The organism is Geomesophilobacter sediminis (genome assembly GCF_016458275.1).
Lineage (GTDB): Bacteria > Desulfobacterota > Desulfuromonadia > Geobacterales > Geobacteraceae > Geomesophilobacter > Geomesophilobacter sediminis.
In genome coordinates this window covers 154,098-169,793 of record NZ_JAEMHM010000010.1, presented here as the reverse complement: position 1 = coordinate 169,793, position 15,696 = coordinate 154,098, and the positions used below count along the sequence as shown (strand labels likewise).

Here is a 15,696-nt window from a genome sequence, read left to right as displayed (position 1 = left end):
CCCCGGTGCGGGAACAGTCTGTGGCGCCCTCCATCGTAGTTTTTGACATCGTGAATTCTCTAATTACAATTTACTTAATTCAATTTTCGATTCCGGACAAGTTGCTTCATGCGACATAGTCGCTGGGTTGCATTGAGTAACAGGAAGCTTTGGCGTAAGTACAAAGGAGGCCGGGCTGCCCATGATCAAATCGCGTGGCGGACCCGGCCTTTGTGTCCAGAACGTGAGTGCGGCATGGTGTCAAATCGGTAACCCTACTACAGTACGGGCACCGCCCTCTGCAGTATCACCTGTCATCTCCTCTTTCGGCGCACCGCGCCCTGTCGATCTTCTCCGCACTCTCTTCTCGCCACCCCCATCATCTGGGGGAACACAATCGTGAAAAGGAGGTCCTTCATGCTCAGACAGACAGTTCCATCACGGGTCACCTCAGCTTTGGTCCATGTTTTGTGCCGATGGATGGTTGGGCTACTTCTCGCCCTGGCGGCCTGCATCATTCTGGCTGCCGGCAAGACGCAAGCCGCACCGGGAGACTTTCTCTTCGCAACGCCCAACGGAGGGTACTTGTTCGGTCCTTCCGGCGTAGCGGTCGATAGCGACGGCAACTACTATGTGGTCGACTCCCAGAACAACCGCATCCAAAAGTATGACAGCACCGGCAAACTGCTGCTGCAGTGGGGAAGCCCCGGCTCGGGGAGCGGAGCGTTTGCCAGTCCGTGCCATATCGCGGTCGATCCTGCGGGGTATCTCTACGTGACCGACGAATTCAACCACCGGGTTCAGAAATTCGACGCCAATGGCAGGTTCCTGATCCAGTGGGGGGGCCCAGGCAGCGACAGCGGCCAATTCAACCAACCCGAAGGGATCGCTATCGATTCGGCAGGTGATGTCTATGTCGCGGACAGCAGGAACGCGAGGATTCAGAAGTTCACCAATGCAGGGACCTTTCTCAGCCAGTGGGGGACCTTCGGCACCGGGAACGGGCAATTCAGGTTTCCCGCCGATGTAGCGATCGATGCCAGCGGTAAGGTCTACGTCGTCGACACCGGGAACTACCGTATCCAGTATTTCGATTCGAGCGGGAACTACCTTGGTCAGTGGGGAAGCCAGGGGTCCGCTGCGGATCAGTTCAGCAGCAACCCGCAGGCGCTCGCCATCGACCGGCAGGGTGATGTCTATGTCGTCGCTACGTGGGTCACCGTATTCAGTAGCTCCGGCACCTACCTGCGCTCGTGGGGGACGTTCGGCTCGGGGAGGCCTGGCGGCTTGATGCCCGGGCAGTTCAATGCGGCCCGTGGAATTGCCATTGACAGCACGGGGAAGGTCGTGGTCGCCGACACCGGTAACGACAGGATCCAGTTCTTCACCGCCGGCGGTGATTTTCTTGCCGAGTGGGACAGCTTCCTTTATGGCGCAGGGTATTTCCGCAACCCTATCGACATCGCCTTGGATCTCAGCGGCAATCTCTATGTCACCGACAGCTGGTATGGTTGGGTCCAGAAGCTGGATAGCGCCGGCCGTTTCCTGCAGCAGTTCGGGACCCTCATCTTTCCAACGGGAATCGGGGTCGGCCACAGTGGTGAAATCTACGTCTCCGATAACGACGCCAGTTTTATTTACCAGTATCGCAGCGACGGTACCTTAGCGACCAGATGGAACGCCAACTTGTTGACTGCCGCAGGTCTCGTCGTGGCTCCCAACGGTAATCTCTACGTGGTTGATACCTCTCCCAGCCAGATTAAAGAACTGGATCCCACTGGGCGGCTCCTGGCCACGCTGGGCGGCACCGGCACCGGCACCGGGAAATTCAGATCCCCGGTTGGCGTAGGGACCGATTACCGTGGGAATCTTTACGTAGCCGACACCGGAAACAACAAGATCCAGAAGCTGGACCAAAACGGGAACTTTCTTGCCGAGTGGAGTTCACCGCATCCGGAAGGTGTTGCCGTTGACCTGTGCGGCAACGTGTACGTCTCCGGCGGCCAAACGGTCCAGGTATTCGATACCGTGGGCAATTTCGTGGGAGCCTTGGGCTCGGCGGGAAGCGGCGACGGGCAAATGTTGGCAGCCGTAGGGGTGACGGTTACCCCGGCCGGCAGCAAGATCTACGTCGTCGATAACGGTAACCACAGAATCGAGAGTTTTGTGGGGTTTGGGGTAACGGGCTTTGGGATATCCGGTCTTGCCGAGATAACGGCCGGAACCGCAGCGACCTTCGCGGTGACGGCCTTTACCGATGCCGGCACCGTGGCATTGGGATATAACGGCTCCATTCACCTTACCAGCAGCGATCCGCAGGCGACCCTTCCTTCCGATGTGGTACTTACCAACGGGAGAGGATCCTTTTCGGTCATTTTCCTGACCGCTGGTACTCAGTCGATCACGGTAGCCGACGCCTTGACTCCGTCGGTTATCGGCTCGTTGGGCAGTTTGACCGTTCGGGCCATGGAAGTCCCGGATTTGACGGTAACCAGCAGCCACATCGGGGACTTCATGCAAGGGCAGCTCGGTTTGGCCTATACCCTTACCGTGACCAACCGGGGGAACGCGCCGACCACCGAGCGGGTTCAAATCGCCGATGTGCTTCCGGTCGGCCTCTGCCTTACCGCGATCAACGGTGACGGTTGGACCTGCAACTACAGCGCCGCATCCTGCACCCGAAGCGACCCGCTTTCCCCTGGTCAGAGCTATCCCCCGGTGACCATCAGGGTCAACGTGGCAAAAGATGCCCCGGTTACCGTCATCAACACGGTTTCCGTGTCGGGAGGCGGTGAAGTCAACACGGCTAACGACGCCGCGACCGATGCCACGGTGGTCACCCAGGTGAACCAGCCGTTCAGCATCTGGTCGGCGGATACTGCTCCGGTGGTGGCCGACTCCGGACCGGACCGCGCGGTGGAACTCGGGGTGAAATTCCGCTCCGACTGGAACGGTACCATTACCGGGATCCGCTTTTACAAGGGAGCCGGCAACACCGGAACCCACGTGGGCAATCTGTGGGACAGCAGCGGGAAGCTTTTGGCCACCGCAACCTTCACCAACGAAAGCGCGACGGGATGGCAGCAGGTGGATTTCCGCTATCCGGTCCAGATCCAGGCCAACGTCACCTACGTTGCCTCCTATCATACCGAGGTAGGCCACTACAGTGCCGACCTCCACTACTTCGACACGGAGCGGCAGGAGATTCCGCCGCTGCATCCGCTTGCCGACGGCATGGCCAGTTTCGGCAGCGTCTATGCCTACGGCCCCGCCGGAACCTTCCCGGACCGTAGCTGGAACAGCACCAACTACTGGGTCGACGTCGCCTTCATGCCGATGACCATACCCAACACCATCTGGTCCGCCTCGGTGGTTCCGGCGGTGCCGGATTCGGGATGGGACAGCCCGGTTGAGCTGGGGGTGCGCTTCAAAAGCGACTTCAACAGCACAGTCACGGGGGTTCGTTTCTACAAGGCCCTTGGCAACACCGGGACCCACTTCGGCAACCTTTGGGACAGCAGCGGGAACCTCCTGGCTACCGCGACCTTCACCGATGAAACGGCGTACGGGTGGCAGCAGGTCTATTTCATGCCGGCGATCCAGATCAACGCGAACCAGACCTACGTGATTTCCTACCATACCGAGGTGGGGCACTACAGTGCCGACGAGCAGTATTTCACCAAAGCGGTCGATGCTCCGCCGCTCCACGTTCCGGTGGACGGAGACACCAATCTCGGTAGCGTCTACTGCTACGGGACCGCGAGCTGCTTCCCGAACCAGAGCTGGAATCGCGCCAACTACTATGTGGATGTTTCCATGCAGTAGGGGGGGCACCGAGGTCAGGCCCGGTTGCTGAGAGAGCCGGTGCCGGCCGTGGTTTGCTGGTCTGCAGGAGTCCTTCCGGAGGTCAGGGAAGAGAAAACCCTTGGCGAAGCCGCCAGGGGGGGGGTAGCGAGTGGATTAAGGACGGGTCTCAGCGCGATTTTACGGTGGGAGCGTCTTTTCCAGGTGCGAAGTGCCGGCAGCCGTTGTCACCGCCTTCGGCGGTTCGCGCCTGGAAAGGCGCTCCCACAGGGTATGGCTGCTACCTAATTCGTTCCGAGAGGAACGATCGCGACAGGAATGTTGCTCGGGCAGCCGCAACCCTTCGTGCAGTGGCACCCTTTCAGGGGGAAATTCCGAAACAAAAAAGACGGGAGTCTTTCGACTCCCGTCTTTTGCGAGCACATCTGGTAAGACTGAAAAGGAGGTCAGGCCGGTGCTTGCAGGGCCGGTTCTTTTTTCTGGAGAGCGAGGGAATCGATGTCGATCTTCTGGAACCCGAAACCGAGACCGTTTTCGGCGGCCCGGACGACGGTAGCCTGGAGATTGAAGGAGAGATCGGCGTCGGCACCGTAGAAGTGGACCGAAATACCAACCTGCTCGTCCACGTTGATCTTCTGGTCCGTTTTGACGAACAGCCCCTTCAGGCTCAAGTTTTCCACGACACCTTTTATGTCTTCACCCTGGTAGTGAATCGTCGCTTCCGTTTGGCAGTCAGTCCGCTCGTGTTTTCTGTTGTTCACGATCTTCTCCTTGAGTATCGTTTCCCTGCATAAGTGTCTTTCGGCAGCTCCGGAAAAAAGTTAAATTTTTTCTTTGAGTGTGGGGCGAGGATGTGCCGCCTCCGGTTCTCCGGCCGCGCTGGTGGAAGGTGGCATCGCTGGTGAATACAGAACCATCGAGGATGGGATGCTAAGCAGCGGAGGGGGGAACAGCGGGTAGATGTCATTGCTGTGCAAGATATGGCAAGGCACGGACGTCAGCTCCAACCTTTGAACTTGCGGCTCTTCAAAGGGGATGACTGCGGCTCGTCGGGATTGCGGCGCAAAGCCGGCGGGTCGAAACGAACTCCCGCTCCACCCCCGATAACGGGTCCTCAAAGGAAAGGGTATGGGCCAGCAGCTGCAGGGGGCGCTCGAAGTCGTCCTCCTGTTGCGGCAAAAGGTCGGGGTAGAGCCGGTCGTTCAGGATGGGAAACCCGAGCCCGCTCATGTGCAGGCGGAGTTGATGCGTCTTACCGGTCAGCGGGCTCAACCGGAAAAGCGCCAGATCGCCCTGTCGTTCCACGACCTCGATGCGGGAGACGGAGTTGGGCGCTCCCGGCACCACACGCATCCTAAACCACGGCTCCCCGGGTTCGATCCGGTTTTCGACCCGCCAGGAACTCTCCCCGTCCTGCTTCGGGGCCGGCGCGACCGCATGGTACTGCTTGCGGATCTTTCCATGGAAAAACAGCCTGCTGTAGAGCTTGGCGGTTGTCGGGTCGGTGGAGAACATGACGACACCGGCGGTAGCCCGGTCGAGCCGGTGCAGCGGCGCCAGGTGCGCCAGGCCGGTCCGTCTTTGGAGCCGGGAGAGCAGGCACTGCTCCGCGAACCTCCCGGTCGGGGTCATCGGGAGAAAATGCGGTTTGCAGCAGACCAGAAGATGCTCGTCCCGGTAAATGATCTCCTCGGAGAACGGGATAACCCGCTCCTCCGCCACCTCGCGGAAATAGTAGATGGTCCGTTGGGGCTGGTAGCTGAAGCCGGGGCCGACGGGACGGCCATCTTCGTCGAGCAGCTTTCCTTCCGCCAGGCGCCGGTCCCAGATCTCCCCCGGAACCCGGGGAAACCGCTCCCGCAGGAATTCGAGCAGGGACGGATAGGGTCTTTCCCGCTCAGGGAGGGTTATTTTCGAAGCGACGGGCGCGATGCCCATGGGTACTCCTGGACTATGAAGTGGGGAAAGTAGAGACACCATACCCCATTTGGCGCTCGCCGCCGAGCGCAAAAGAGCGGCGGCCCGAACAAAAAAGACGGCAGACCTTTCGGCTGCCGTCTTTTGTTGTCCTCTCGCTTTTCGTCACCAAAACGCCAATCGTAGAGACTTGATCCCTTTGGCACTCTCTTTGGTCCTCCGGAGTTGCCGGAGGGGCCGACATCGAGGGTTCAGGTCACGATATAGGTGACCGGGGCCGACCAGTCACTGCGGTTGCCATTGATGTCGTACTGCAGCCGCAAATTCAGCTTGGTCGCTGCCTCGTAACCGTTGAACTCGTTTTGACACTGGAGGAAGTGCCCCAATTCGCGGTAGGACGATTCATCGACCGGGTCCCCGGTAGAGACGGACAAAACGTACACGACCCGCCCCGGGTGCCTCTTCGCCTGGACCACAAAGGAACCGGATTTCTTGCCCCGCTTCACCTTGGTGATGACCGGGACGTGTTCGGGCTCCCGGTCGGTGCTGATCGTCCGGGCACCGTACCTGCTCTTCATGCGGAAACCGCTGTTTTCCAGGAGGGTCAGGTCGTTTCTTTTTACCGCCACCATCTCGAGGTAATGTCCGGCTATCGTGAGGGCAATGATCAGCTCCTCCCGCGCCTGGTTGCGTTCGACGATCCGGTCGCTGCCCCCTTTGGCGGCCGCGTTCACCAGGTCCCTGAACTTGATGGCCAACTGCTTGATCTCTTGCGGAGGGACCACGACCTCAGGTAATTGCTCTAGGAACACCGGGTGAACCATCAAAAGGTCGGCGATGCTCCCTCCGCGCATGTGCAGATTGTCGTGGGCAAAGCGGGAAAAGTTCAGGTCGAGAAAATCAAGAACATCTGTCATTGCGATCCTCCATTGGCGTAGGTTAATGATGACGATGCCTGATAAGATACCCCAACAAAACCTCGATTCAATACCGACGAAATTAAAATGCTTCGACCACCATCCTCATTTCGGCAGCCGTAGCGGTACCTCTTGCGTTTGCAGAGGGGCTCGTTGCGTTCGCGGATGGTCTCCAAGTTCTTGCCGATGGTCCCCGAATTCTTGCCGATGGTCCCTCAGTACTTGCAGGTGGACCACGTGCATCGGCAACAGGTCCCCGAGCATCCGCAGAGGGACCCCGTGCACTTGCAGGTGGTCTCGTTGTTTTCGCAGATGGTCCCCGAATTCTTGCCGATGGTCCCTCAGTACTTGCAGGTGGACCACGTGCATCGGCAACAGGTCCCTGAGCATCCGCAGAGGGACCCCGTGCACTTGCAGGTGGTCTCGTTGTTCCCGCAGATGGTCCCCGAATTCTTGCCGATGGTCCCTCAGTACTTGCAGGTGGACCACGTGCATCGGCAACAGGTCCCCGAGCATCCGCAGAGGGACCCCGTGCACTTGCAGGTGGTCTCGTTGTTCCCGCAGATGGTCCCCAAATTCTTGCCGATGGTCCCTTTGTACTTGCAGGTGGACCACGTGCATCGGCAACAGGTCCCCGAGCATCTGCAGGGGGACCCCGTGCACTTGCGAGGACGAGTGAACCGGACGACACCGCTTTAAAGACAGGCAGCTGCCTGCCGCTCCTGATCGCCGATGAAGTGGTGCGGGCGGGGGCAGGCCTACGCAGTTGACAACGAAGGTGGTTAAAACGCAAAAACGGCAGCCGTTTCGGCTGCCGTCTTTGTTGTTCGGTCTCTCTTGTATCGTTAGAACGGGATCTCGTCGTCGGGGTTGAAGGTCGGCTCCTCGTACTGGGGGGCGCCGCCGTAACCCTGGCCCTGGGAGCTGGGGCGTGCCGCGGGGCGGCCACCGCCTCCGCCTCCCTGGCCGCCTTCACCCTTGCCGGAGAGCATCTGCATCTTCTCGCCCACGATCTCGGTGGTGTAGCGGTCCTTGCCGTCCTTGTCCTGCCATTTGCGGGTCTGCAGCCTTCCCTCGATGTAGACGGTCTTACCTTTGGAAAGGTATTCCCCGGCGATCTCGGCCAGCCGCGCCCAGAGGGTCACGTTGTGCCACTCGGTCTTTTCTTCCCACTCGCCGTTCTTGTTCTTGAACTTCTCCGAGGTGGCGACGGAAAAGGAGGCGACGGCGGTCCCGCCGGCGGTGTAGCGGACTTCGGGGTCCTTGCCCAGATTTCCGATGAGCATCACTTTGTTCAAACTGGCCATATACGGTATCTCCTTGCTGGTGCGGTAGTAATGATTATCAGTGCCGATCCGGGAGGATCGCCGAAGTCGCAACATCTTAGCCTACTTTGCCTCTACCTCAAAGAAAAAATCCCGGGGAGAAGTTGATCGGCAAAGCCGCACCACACATAGCTGATCGGAGCTCGTCGGTAAGACGCTGCCCCCCTTGTTCAAGGGGGGCGGGCGAGATGCGAGCATGCCACGGTCGAGGGGGGGAGCCACCATCAGAAGGGCAAATCCCCCATCCCTCATTATCAAGGGGGGATCAGGCCGGATCTCTTTTGAGAGACATTTCCCCAAAAAAAAGGGCCGCTTGTCGCGGCCCCCCTGTTTCTCGCCTACCCGGCTACTTCCCCTTGTTCACGGCGGTGAACCGGAATTCTCCCTGTTTTGCCGGCTCGCCGCAGATATCTTCAACATAGATCGCGACGGTATAGGTTCCCGACAAATCCTTGGGAATCGGGTAGTTCACCAGGTACTGAGTGGCTTTCCCGTTGGAGTCGACCTCCCATCTAATCGCGCCGGCTCCGTCTCCGGCCAGGTATTCGGTCGGAACGCCTGGCGATGGCGGGGTCACCGTCACGATGATGCTGGAAAACGGAGAGAGGTTGGCGCTGTTTGCATCGGTGAGGGCCCACTTGATGGGAACGGTACTGCCGGTGGGGAACTGGCGGCCAACGACACTTACCGGCGGCAACAGTGTCATTCCGACCCCGACGGTAAAGGACGTCATCTCGGTTCCGGTATGATACTGGGGAGTTGCGTTATCGTCAGCTTCAGCATAGAGCATGAAGGTGCCGATTGCCCCGACGTTTGTGTCGTCGGTGGCAGTGACCGTGACGCCTGCATTGACCGGGAGCGTTGGGTAAACCGTTAACTCCTTGCTCAGGTCCTGTTTGACCTGGTTCGCTACGGCACAGCTGGTACTGTAAGCCCGCGCTGCCCATACCCCGGTTCCTGCCCCGCTTTCCAAGGGGGCGTAGGCAGTGAACTCCAGATGCAGGGGGGCGTTGAGGAGGAACTTTCCGCTGGAAGGGGCGATTATCTGGACCTCGGGAGGTAGAGTATCCAGGGCCGTCTGCTGCGGCGGCAGCACCGTAACGGTAAACGTCTTGTTGACTGGTCCCACCCCGATTCCCTTCTCCGGGACCGGGATCACCATTTTGGCCTGGATGTTTACGTCGTACTGCCCGGGAGGGAGATCGATGTTGGTGAACTTCACGACGACCGTCTGGTTACCGAGGCCCGGCTGGTTCAGCAAAAATGACGGCGGTTCGAAGGAGAAAGCTGCCAGCAACGAGGCCTGCTGGGCAGGGGTCAGAACCAAATCGCCGGAGGGGTAAACCTCCGTTGCCTTGACGTCCACCCAAATCTCAGAGCCACTGTCCCCGTTACCGTAGACCGGGGGAAGTGATCCGTCACAGGCACCGGTGGAATCTACCGGCGGCGACGAGACCGTGAAGGTAGCCGTCTGATTGCCGGCGCTGCTCTCGGAATAGCTGTAGGCCGCTGGTGAGAGATCGGTCCCTTTCAGTGGGCCGCTGGTCCCGCACGGTGGTTTATCCGGCTGGGCGGCCCATGCGCCGCCGCAGAGAAACAGCAGCCCGACAACGCCCGACAATGACAAACTTCCTGCTTTCATGGTCGTTCCCTCCTTCTGAGTGGCATGCTTGGTGGCTGGTCAGTTGGGTCTACCCGGATTCCAAACGTGGTTTACTGAGTTTCCTGCGTCTTTCCGATGACCTCCATGGATGCTTAAGTCCAACAGCCTCCCCTTCGCCACCAGTCCGAAATTCGGCCCGCGTCCGCAAGCTACCGGGCCGGGGCGATTGGTGGGGGGGCGTTATCTCGTGAGAGTGGCTTTTGAGCCGGCAGCGGCTTGTGAAAGGACGCGGAGGTTCTTCTGCGCTTTGGCATCTCCCTGCTCTGCTGCGCGGGAGTACCAGTACCGGGCTTTGCCGAGGTCCTGGCCCGTTCCATCGCCCCGGGCGTACATGCTCCCCAGGTTGCACTGGGCCAGGGGATGCCCCTGCTCAGCGGCGCGCAGGTACCAGGCCAACGCGGCGGTTAAGTCCTGGGCCACGCCAAAACCGTGCTCGTGCATGAGCCCAAGGTTGTACTGGGAGATCGCGTCCCCTTGCGCCGCGGCCTGGGAGTACCACCGCCCCGCTTCGCCCACGTCCACGGCAACCCCTTCTCCGCGTAGGTAGAGATGGCCCAGGTTCCGCTGCGCTCCCGCGTTACCCCGCCGGGCTGCCTGCCGGTACCAGCGCAGCGCTTGGTCCACGTCCGGCATGATGCCGTCCCCACGCTCGTACATGACTGCCAGATTGTATTGCGCAACCGGATCGCCGGCGTTGGCGGCCCTTTCCAGCCAATACGCCGCCCGTGCCGGATCGCGCGGCAGCGCTTGGCCCTGAAGCAGGAGGTTGCCCAGCACTCGCTGTGCTGCCGCGTCCCCCTGCTCGGCGCCACTTTGCAGCTCACGCAGCTCTTGCGGCAACCCCGCGCTTTCATCCGCTAAAGCCGGCGCCGACATCAAAACCAGGAGCAACAAAGCTAAGATCGGGGAGAATGACATCCGCGCCTCCGCTTCCTTCAGTGGCGTTCTTCTCTGCCGTCAGCGTACGGCCCCTTGCCGGTGCGAGTTACCGGCAGTTCCCTGTCGATGAGGCAGGAATCGTCGAGCATCCGGATCGGCTTGCCACTTTGGCTGCTTTTGACGAGGAGTACCCCGTTTTTCCTCATCCCCGGGCCCCCATTGGCCCCACGGATCAGACCCGTCAGCCGCTCAACTGCTATGCCGACTACCTTCAACTCCTTTTCCAGCACCAGGACCGTTCCGATCCTGCCGGCATCCTGCTCCTGCGGCTCGGCCTCCGCCCCACCGGGCGCGCCCTCCGGAACGGCACCGGGACCGGCCGCGTTGGTATCGTGTGCGTGGGGGTGCAGCAACTCGCGGGCGCTTTTGCGCAGCTGCGACCACACGGCACCGACGAGCCCCGGCAGGTTTCCGGCCCCACCGGATGCTGCGTCTCCTTCGGCGACGTCGGCCGGCAGGGGATCATCCATGGGCTGGTGGGAGGGGAAGGCTGAAGAGAGAGCACGCAGGTCGAGAAGCGGGATGGCCCCCGGGCCGTCGGTTATCGTCTCGATTCTTTCCCCGGCAGGATCGCTGCCGTTGCTGATTCTGCTGATCGAGATGAGCCGACGCAGGGAGGCCAGGCGCAACGCGTACTCGACGTTTTCCACCTCGAAGGTGACGAACAGATCGTTCTGCGGTTCGGGTGCCTCCGCCGTTTCGGAGACCCGCATGGCCTCGTAAGCGGTAGCAAACGGGGTGGTGAACGTGCAGAGCGCGTCGAGATTCAGCTCCCACAAGCTCTGCTGCCCACCGACCGGAGTCACCAGGCCGCCCAGCCCCGTCAGGTTCACCGCGACCCCTTCCTCCAGGCTCGGTGGCCGCAACGGGACTCCCCCTACCCGGAACAGTCCCCTGACCTCGTCGACGGCGATACCGGCCACGTCCGATCCCTGCTTCACTACCAGCACCAGTCGGGCCTCCTGTCGAGCCGGTGCCGGCACGAGCAGCTTCTGCGCAGTCTTGAGGACCGGGATTACCTGGCCGCGCCAGGTGGTCAGCCCGACGACACCCTCGGGAGGTGACTCCAGCTCGATCAGGTTGGGCCGGATCAGAACCTGCAAAACCAGGGAGAGACGGGCGGCGAAAGGCTGGCCGGCGATGACGCATGACAAACAATAGTTGCTTAAGGGTGACGGGGGGGAGCCTGGCATGGATCACCTCGGGTTTGCTCCGGGAGACGGCGGTGTGGGAGAACGGAGCAGGGAAAGCAGGACCGCCGATGACTGCACGCGGCACGCCTGCCTTAGCCGGCTCAAGGCGATGGGTGACCGACGCGACAACCGGCCGGGGACCCATTATTTCAAATATTAGAAAAATGTCATCGAATACAATTCCGCAGTCATTTCGCAGCGTCACCGGAGCCAACACCAGCAAAACCTGGATCCGGGGGTGGGAAGATAGCTGGAGGCGGCTCCTCCGAAACGGGAGGCTGGCCTTCCCGCCCGGGACCCCGCTCGGGGGATTTTCCCCAAAAAAAAAGCCGGCCCCGCAACATGCGGGCCGGCTTTGGATCGATGACTGTTGTTTCGGATCAGGGGGTGGCGAGGAGCCCTTCCTCCCGGGCATGGGTAGCCAGCTGGACGATGTTGGTAAGGTTCAGCTTTTTCATCACGTTCTGGCGGTAGGTTTCCACGGTCTTGTGGCTGATGCCCAGGTCAAACCCGATTTCCTTGCAGCTCTTTCCGGACGCCAGCAGCCGGTACGCTTCGTACTCGCGCGGGGTCAGCAACTCGTCGCTTCTTTTGCGGCCCTCCCCGCCGATCAACCCGGAGATGATCAAGTCGCTTATCTTGGGGCTGATGTAGGACTCGTGGTTGGCGGCCGCGCGTACCGCCGCCACCAGTTCGTTCGAGGCGCCGTTTTTGAGGATGTAGGACCGGATCCCGGCCTTGAAGGCATCGAGGACGTAATATCGGTCGCTGTGCATGCTGACCAGTACCACCTCCACTTGGGGCGCTTTTTCCCGGATCGCCCGCGCCGCCTCAGTTCCGGTCATGGTGGGCATGCTCAAGTCGAGTATCGCCACGTCGGGAAGGACTTCCATGGTCGCCGCCACTGCCGAGGTCCCGTCATCGGCCTCGGCAACTACCGAGATGTCCGGCTCTTTTTCCAGCAGCAACCGCAGACCTTCGCGAATCATACAGTGATCGTCGGCAAGTAGAACACGCATAACGCCTCCCTCCGCAGTCTCACGTCGTCCAGACCACAGCAGTTTTTGTTGGGATGAACCATTTCCGAAGAGCAAAACGAGCCGGTGTCGCAGATGTGTGACAGAGCGCCCGTTAACCGGATAAAGTACTCTCAGTAATTACAATATAAAAAATAAATTTTCAATAAGAATTAATCTATTGGTAATACCACGTCGCAGAGATCGTATTTGCCGATACAAAATGCCGTTACATCGGACCATTGGCGGTCATTGCCTGAATTTGTTAATAGATTTTTAATTTAATCCGTGCTATACCGTGGCAGCCAACATCCTGGTTGAAAGAAAAACGGAAACAGTCCGCAACGACCTTTGAGAATCCCGGGGATCGCCTATGACAACGAAGACCCGCTTCCAAGAGAATTCGAAAAACTTGCCGACCTCACCCACCTCCGGAGCTGAAACCTGTGCTCCATCGCGTTCACCCCGCGGCAGTCTCGATGCCGCGGCCTGCCGCCAATTCGGGGGCGCGAGGGCTCTTCCCGGGTTTCTCTCCAGCCTCCTCAACGCACTTCCTTGCCCGATCTTTGGCAAGGATGCCACCGGGCGGTTTCTGGGAGGAAATGCCGCTTTTGACCGGCTGGCGAGGGACCTTGACCCCTCGGTCGTCTCCGCGGCAGCGCCCCGCTGGCCGAAGGGGCTCAGCCACCCCCCGGCGGACGCCGAATCCAGCCTCCTGGCGGACGGAGCACCGTTTCGCTACGAGGCCGTACTTCCCGAGGACGGCGGTTCCGGAAAGGAGGTCTCGATCAGCTGCACTCCGTTACGGGACCACTCCGGGAGCACCGTCGGCTTGGCCGGAATCATCTGCGACCTGAGCGAGTCGAAAAAGCGGGAACGCAGCATCCTCGAGAAAAACAGGGAACTGGAGTCCCGGCTCGCGGAGCGTGCCTATTTCATTGCCGATATCAACAACCATCTGAGCTCGATGAACCAGGAGCTCATGAACGTGCTCGCGGAGCGGGAACAGCTGGAAAAAGAACTCGAAGCGAGCTGCCGACGCCTGAAAAATCTCGTTGAGGAGATGAACTACACCGAAGAGAAGGAACGGCGCCGGATCTCGACGGAACTGCACGACAACGTGGTGCAGAACCTGGCCCTGGCTCAGCTCAAAATCAACATGCAGGATCGGAGCGCGACCGCGGAAGAACTGATCGCCTCCTTCGACCAGATCCTGGAAAGTGCGATCACCGAGATCCGGGATATCTGCTACGATCTCAGCCCTCCGTTGTTGTACGAGGTGGGGCTGGCCGAGGCACTGGCGAGCCTGGGAGGACGCCTTTCCAGCGAACACCGCTTTACCTTCACCATAAACGGGACCCTTCCCAATGACCTCCCTGCGGAGACGAGGATCCTTCTGTACCAGAGCGTGCGGGAGCTGCTGAACAACATCGTCAAGCACGCCCAGGCGAAAACGGTAACGGTCCGGATGAGGAAGCGGGGTCCCTTTGCCCACCTGCTGGTCACCGATGACGGGGTCGGTTTCCACCCCGACGCCAAGAAGGGGTTCGGCCTGGCCAACATCAAGCAGAGGATTTCGCTGGCGGAGGGATGGTTCAAGATCACCTCCCGCCCCGGTTTGACGACTGCCGAACTAAGCCTGCCGATCCCCTCCTGACCTTTCAGGGGCCCACCTCCTCCATCCCGATCAACTCGTCCAGCAGCTGGAAGAAATCCGGGAAGTAGATCGGCTTGCTGACGTAGCCGGCGATTCCGAGAGCCAGACATCCGTCGACGACGACGGGGTCACTGCATCCCGACACCACGACGACCTTGCTTTCCCGGTTGTCGGTGAGGATCTTCTTGGCCAGGGTAAACCCGTCGAGACAGGGCAAAAAAATGTCGAGCAGGATGATGTCCGGGGAACGCTCGACCACCTTCAACAATGCGTCGATGCCGTCACCGGCGAAAAGTATCTGCACCGTTTTGTAGCGGCGGTGCAAGATGGTGCCGATCATTCTCCTGGTGTCTTCGTCGTCATCCACATACAGCAGTGTTGTTTCACCCGACGTGGGAGTGGGGACGGTGGTTTCCATGGACGACTCCTCGTTTGCGGTTCCAACCGAGGCACCTCCGCAAAAACGCCTTCCGCATCACTTGGCCAGGAACCGATTCGGCCGGTTCGATGCGCGCAGAGCAGGGCGGGGCGGAAAGAGGTACTCGATGCACTGGCGAAGGAGATGCGCGATGTCGGTTTCGGCAAAGCCTGCGAAGCGGCACATGCAGTTCAGGGCCGGCAGCCACTTCTCCTGCAGCAGCTCCATCAGGCGGTCGCTGCCGTGAGCACCTTTGACCGAATCGATCCGGGCAATGAACTGCAAAAGCTGCCTCAAGGTTCCGTTTTGTTGGGTCACGAAAAAGAGCCAGAAGGGAAATCGGCGGTCCAGGCCTTTGGTGAGCGTGGCCACTTTCGACAGGGGCACCGGTTGATCCGCGGTCGAAAGCGGTGCCGGCAGCTTAAGGTCGATGCGTTGGAAAAAATACCTGGCGGTAACAGTGGAACCGGCCAGTTCCTTGAGAAACCCCATTGCCTTGTCGATCCCTCCTTCCGCCGGACCCGCAACCGGGATTACCTGCACGGCGCGCTCCTCGCTGATGCGGATCGGGAACTGATTAAGCAGAGGGCCGACGCTGTTGAGAAACTGCGGTGTGCAGCGCAGCGGGAGCATGCCCCGTAACAGGACATCCAGCAGGACTTCGAGTTCCTGCAGGTAGCGCGTCGCTGTGCGCCGCACCTCGCTGGCAAGCCGGCAGCCGGAGAGGTCGCCCCGGAGCGTGGCTATTTCGTAGCGGATCGAGCTGCAAACACTTTCCAGGCTTTTCCCCTGCATCCTGATGCAAAAACGGTAGATGTCGCACCGAGAATGGAAATGGGACATGACCGTTCCCCTTTGACCAAAGCAA

Annotated in this window: 12 protein-coding genes; 2 read left to right on the top strand and 10 right to left on the bottom strand. The window is 60.2% G+C overall.

Annotated features, from left to right (window positions below):
• The first annotated feature begins 396 nt into the window (after positions 1-396).
• Entirely contained in the window at positions 397-3,804 is a 3,408-nt protein-coding gene (locus JFN93_RS13590; RefSeq protein ID WP_199384636.1) for a DUF4082 domain-containing protein, read from the top strand.
• Between the two features lie 425 nt (positions 3,805-4,229).
• Here JFN93_RS13590 and JFN93_RS13585 read toward each other — a convergent pair whose 3' ends face one another.
• The 8 genes from JFN93_RS13585 to JFN93_RS13550 all read right to left on the bottom strand — a co-directional run bounded on the left by JFN93_RS13585 (position 4,230) and on the right by JFN93_RS13550 (position 12,756).
• On the bottom strand, positions 4,230-4,544 hold the full coding sequence (locus tag JFN93_RS13585; protein WP_199384635.1) for a PilZ domain-containing protein: 315 nt from the start codon (positions 4,542-4,544) through the stop codon (positions 4,230-4,232).
• A gap of 265 nt (positions 4,545-4,809) precedes the next feature.
• Complete coding sequence (locus JFN93_RS13580; RefSeq protein WP_199384634.1) at positions 4,810-5,721, bottom strand: pseudouridine synthase; 912 nt, start codon at positions 5,719-5,721, stop codon at positions 4,810-4,812.
• A 230-nt stretch (positions 5,722-5,951) separates the two neighbouring features.
• Entirely contained in the window at positions 5,952-6,617 is a 666-nt protein-coding gene (locus JFN93_RS13575; protein WP_199384633.1) for a hypothetical protein, read from the bottom strand.
• An 845-nt stretch (positions 6,618-7,462) separates the two neighbouring features.
• Positions 7,463-7,924 carry a single-stranded DNA-binding protein gene (locus tag JFN93_RS13570; protein WP_199384632.1) on the bottom strand — a complete coding sequence of 154 codons (462 nt, stop codon included), beginning with the start codon at positions 7,922-7,924 and terminating at the stop codon, positions 7,463-7,465.
• 364 nt (positions 7,925-8,288) lie between these two features.
• Positions 8,289-9,584: a hypothetical protein gene (locus tag JFN93_RS13565; RefSeq protein ID WP_199384631.1), complete on the bottom strand. Its 1,296-nt coding sequence runs from the start codon at positions 9,582-9,584 to the stop codon at positions 8,289-8,291.
• A 201-nt stretch (positions 9,585-9,785) separates the two neighbouring features.
• Positions 9,786-10,523, bottom strand: coding sequence for a tetratricopeptide repeat protein (locus tag JFN93_RS13560; protein ID WP_199384630.1), 738 nt, complete (start codon positions 10,521-10,523; stop codon positions 9,786-9,788).
• 17 nt (positions 10,524-10,540) lie between these two features.
• A complete protein-coding gene (locus JFN93_RS13555) occupies positions 10,541-11,698 on the bottom strand; it encodes a chemotaxis protein CheW (RefSeq protein ID WP_199384629.1) in 1,158 nt (385 codons plus the stop codon).
• A 419-nt stretch (positions 11,699-12,117) separates the two neighbouring features.
• The gene (locus JFN93_RS13550) at positions 12,118-12,756 is read right to left on the bottom strand and encodes a response regulator transcription factor (protein ID WP_199384628.1); all 639 of its coding nucleotides are present in this window, start codon (positions 12,754-12,756) and stop codon (positions 12,118-12,120) included.
• Positions 12,757-13,165: 409 nt separating this feature from the next.
• Here JFN93_RS13550 and JFN93_RS13545 point away from each other — a divergent pair, with 409 nt between their 5' ends.
• The gene (locus JFN93_RS13545; RefSeq protein ID WP_199384627.1) at positions 13,166-14,410 is read left to right on the top strand and encodes a sensor histidine kinase; all 1,245 of its coding nucleotides are present in this window, start codon (positions 13,166-13,168) and stop codon (positions 14,408-14,410) included.
• 4 nt (positions 14,411-14,414) lie between these two features.
• Here the strand turns inward: JFN93_RS13545 and JFN93_RS13540 are convergent, their stop codons facing one another.
• The gene (locus JFN93_RS13540) at positions 14,415-14,828 is read right to left on the bottom strand and encodes a response regulator (RefSeq protein WP_199384626.1); all 414 of its coding nucleotides are present in this window, start codon (positions 14,826-14,828) and stop codon (positions 14,415-14,417) included.
• A 57-nt stretch (positions 14,829-14,885) separates the two neighbouring features.
• A complete protein-coding gene (locus JFN93_RS13535; RefSeq protein WP_199384625.1) occupies positions 14,886-15,671 on the bottom strand; it encodes a hypothetical protein in 786 nt (261 codons plus the stop codon).
• Positions 15,672-15,696 lie beyond the last annotated feature (25 nt).

What these genes read in the sequence shown, in the direction of transcription:
- JFN93_RS13590 (WP_199384636.1), top strand. Translation starts at nt 397, where the DNA reads ATGCTCAGACAGACAGTTCCATCACGGGTCACCTCAGCTTTGGTCCAT.
- JFN93_RS13580 (WP_199384634.1), bottom strand. Translation starts at nt 5,721, where the DNA reads ATGGGCATCGCGCCCGTCGCTTCGAAAATAACCCTCCCTGAGCGGGAA.
- JFN93_RS13575 (WP_199384633.1), bottom strand. Translation starts at nt 6,617, where the DNA reads ATGACAGATGTTCTTGATTTTCTCGACCTGAACTTTTCCCGCTTTGCC.
- JFN93_RS13570 (WP_199384632.1), bottom strand. Translation starts at nt 7,924, where the DNA reads ATGGCCAGTTTGAACAAAGTGATGCTCATCGGAAATCTGGGCAAGGAC.
- JFN93_RS13565 (WP_199384631.1), bottom strand. Translation starts at nt 9,584, where the DNA reads ATGAAAGCAGGAAGTTTGTCATTGTCGGGCGTTGTCGGGCTGCTGTTT.
- JFN93_RS13560 (WP_199384630.1), bottom strand. Translation starts at nt 10,523, where the DNA reads ATGTCATTCTCCCCGATCTTAGCTTTGTTGCTCCTGGTTTTGATGTCG.
- JFN93_RS13550 (WP_199384628.1), bottom strand. Translation starts at nt 12,756, where the DNA reads ATGCGTGTTCTACTTGCCGACGATCACTGTATGATTCGCGAAGGTCTG.
- JFN93_RS13540 (WP_199384626.1), bottom strand. Translation starts at nt 14,828, where the DNA reads ATGGAAACCACCGTCCCCACTCCCACGTCGGGTGAAACAACACTGCTG.
- JFN93_RS13535 (WP_199384625.1), bottom strand. Translation starts at nt 15,671, where the DNA reads ATGTCCCATTTCCATTCTCGGTGCGACATCTACCGTTTTTGCATCAGG.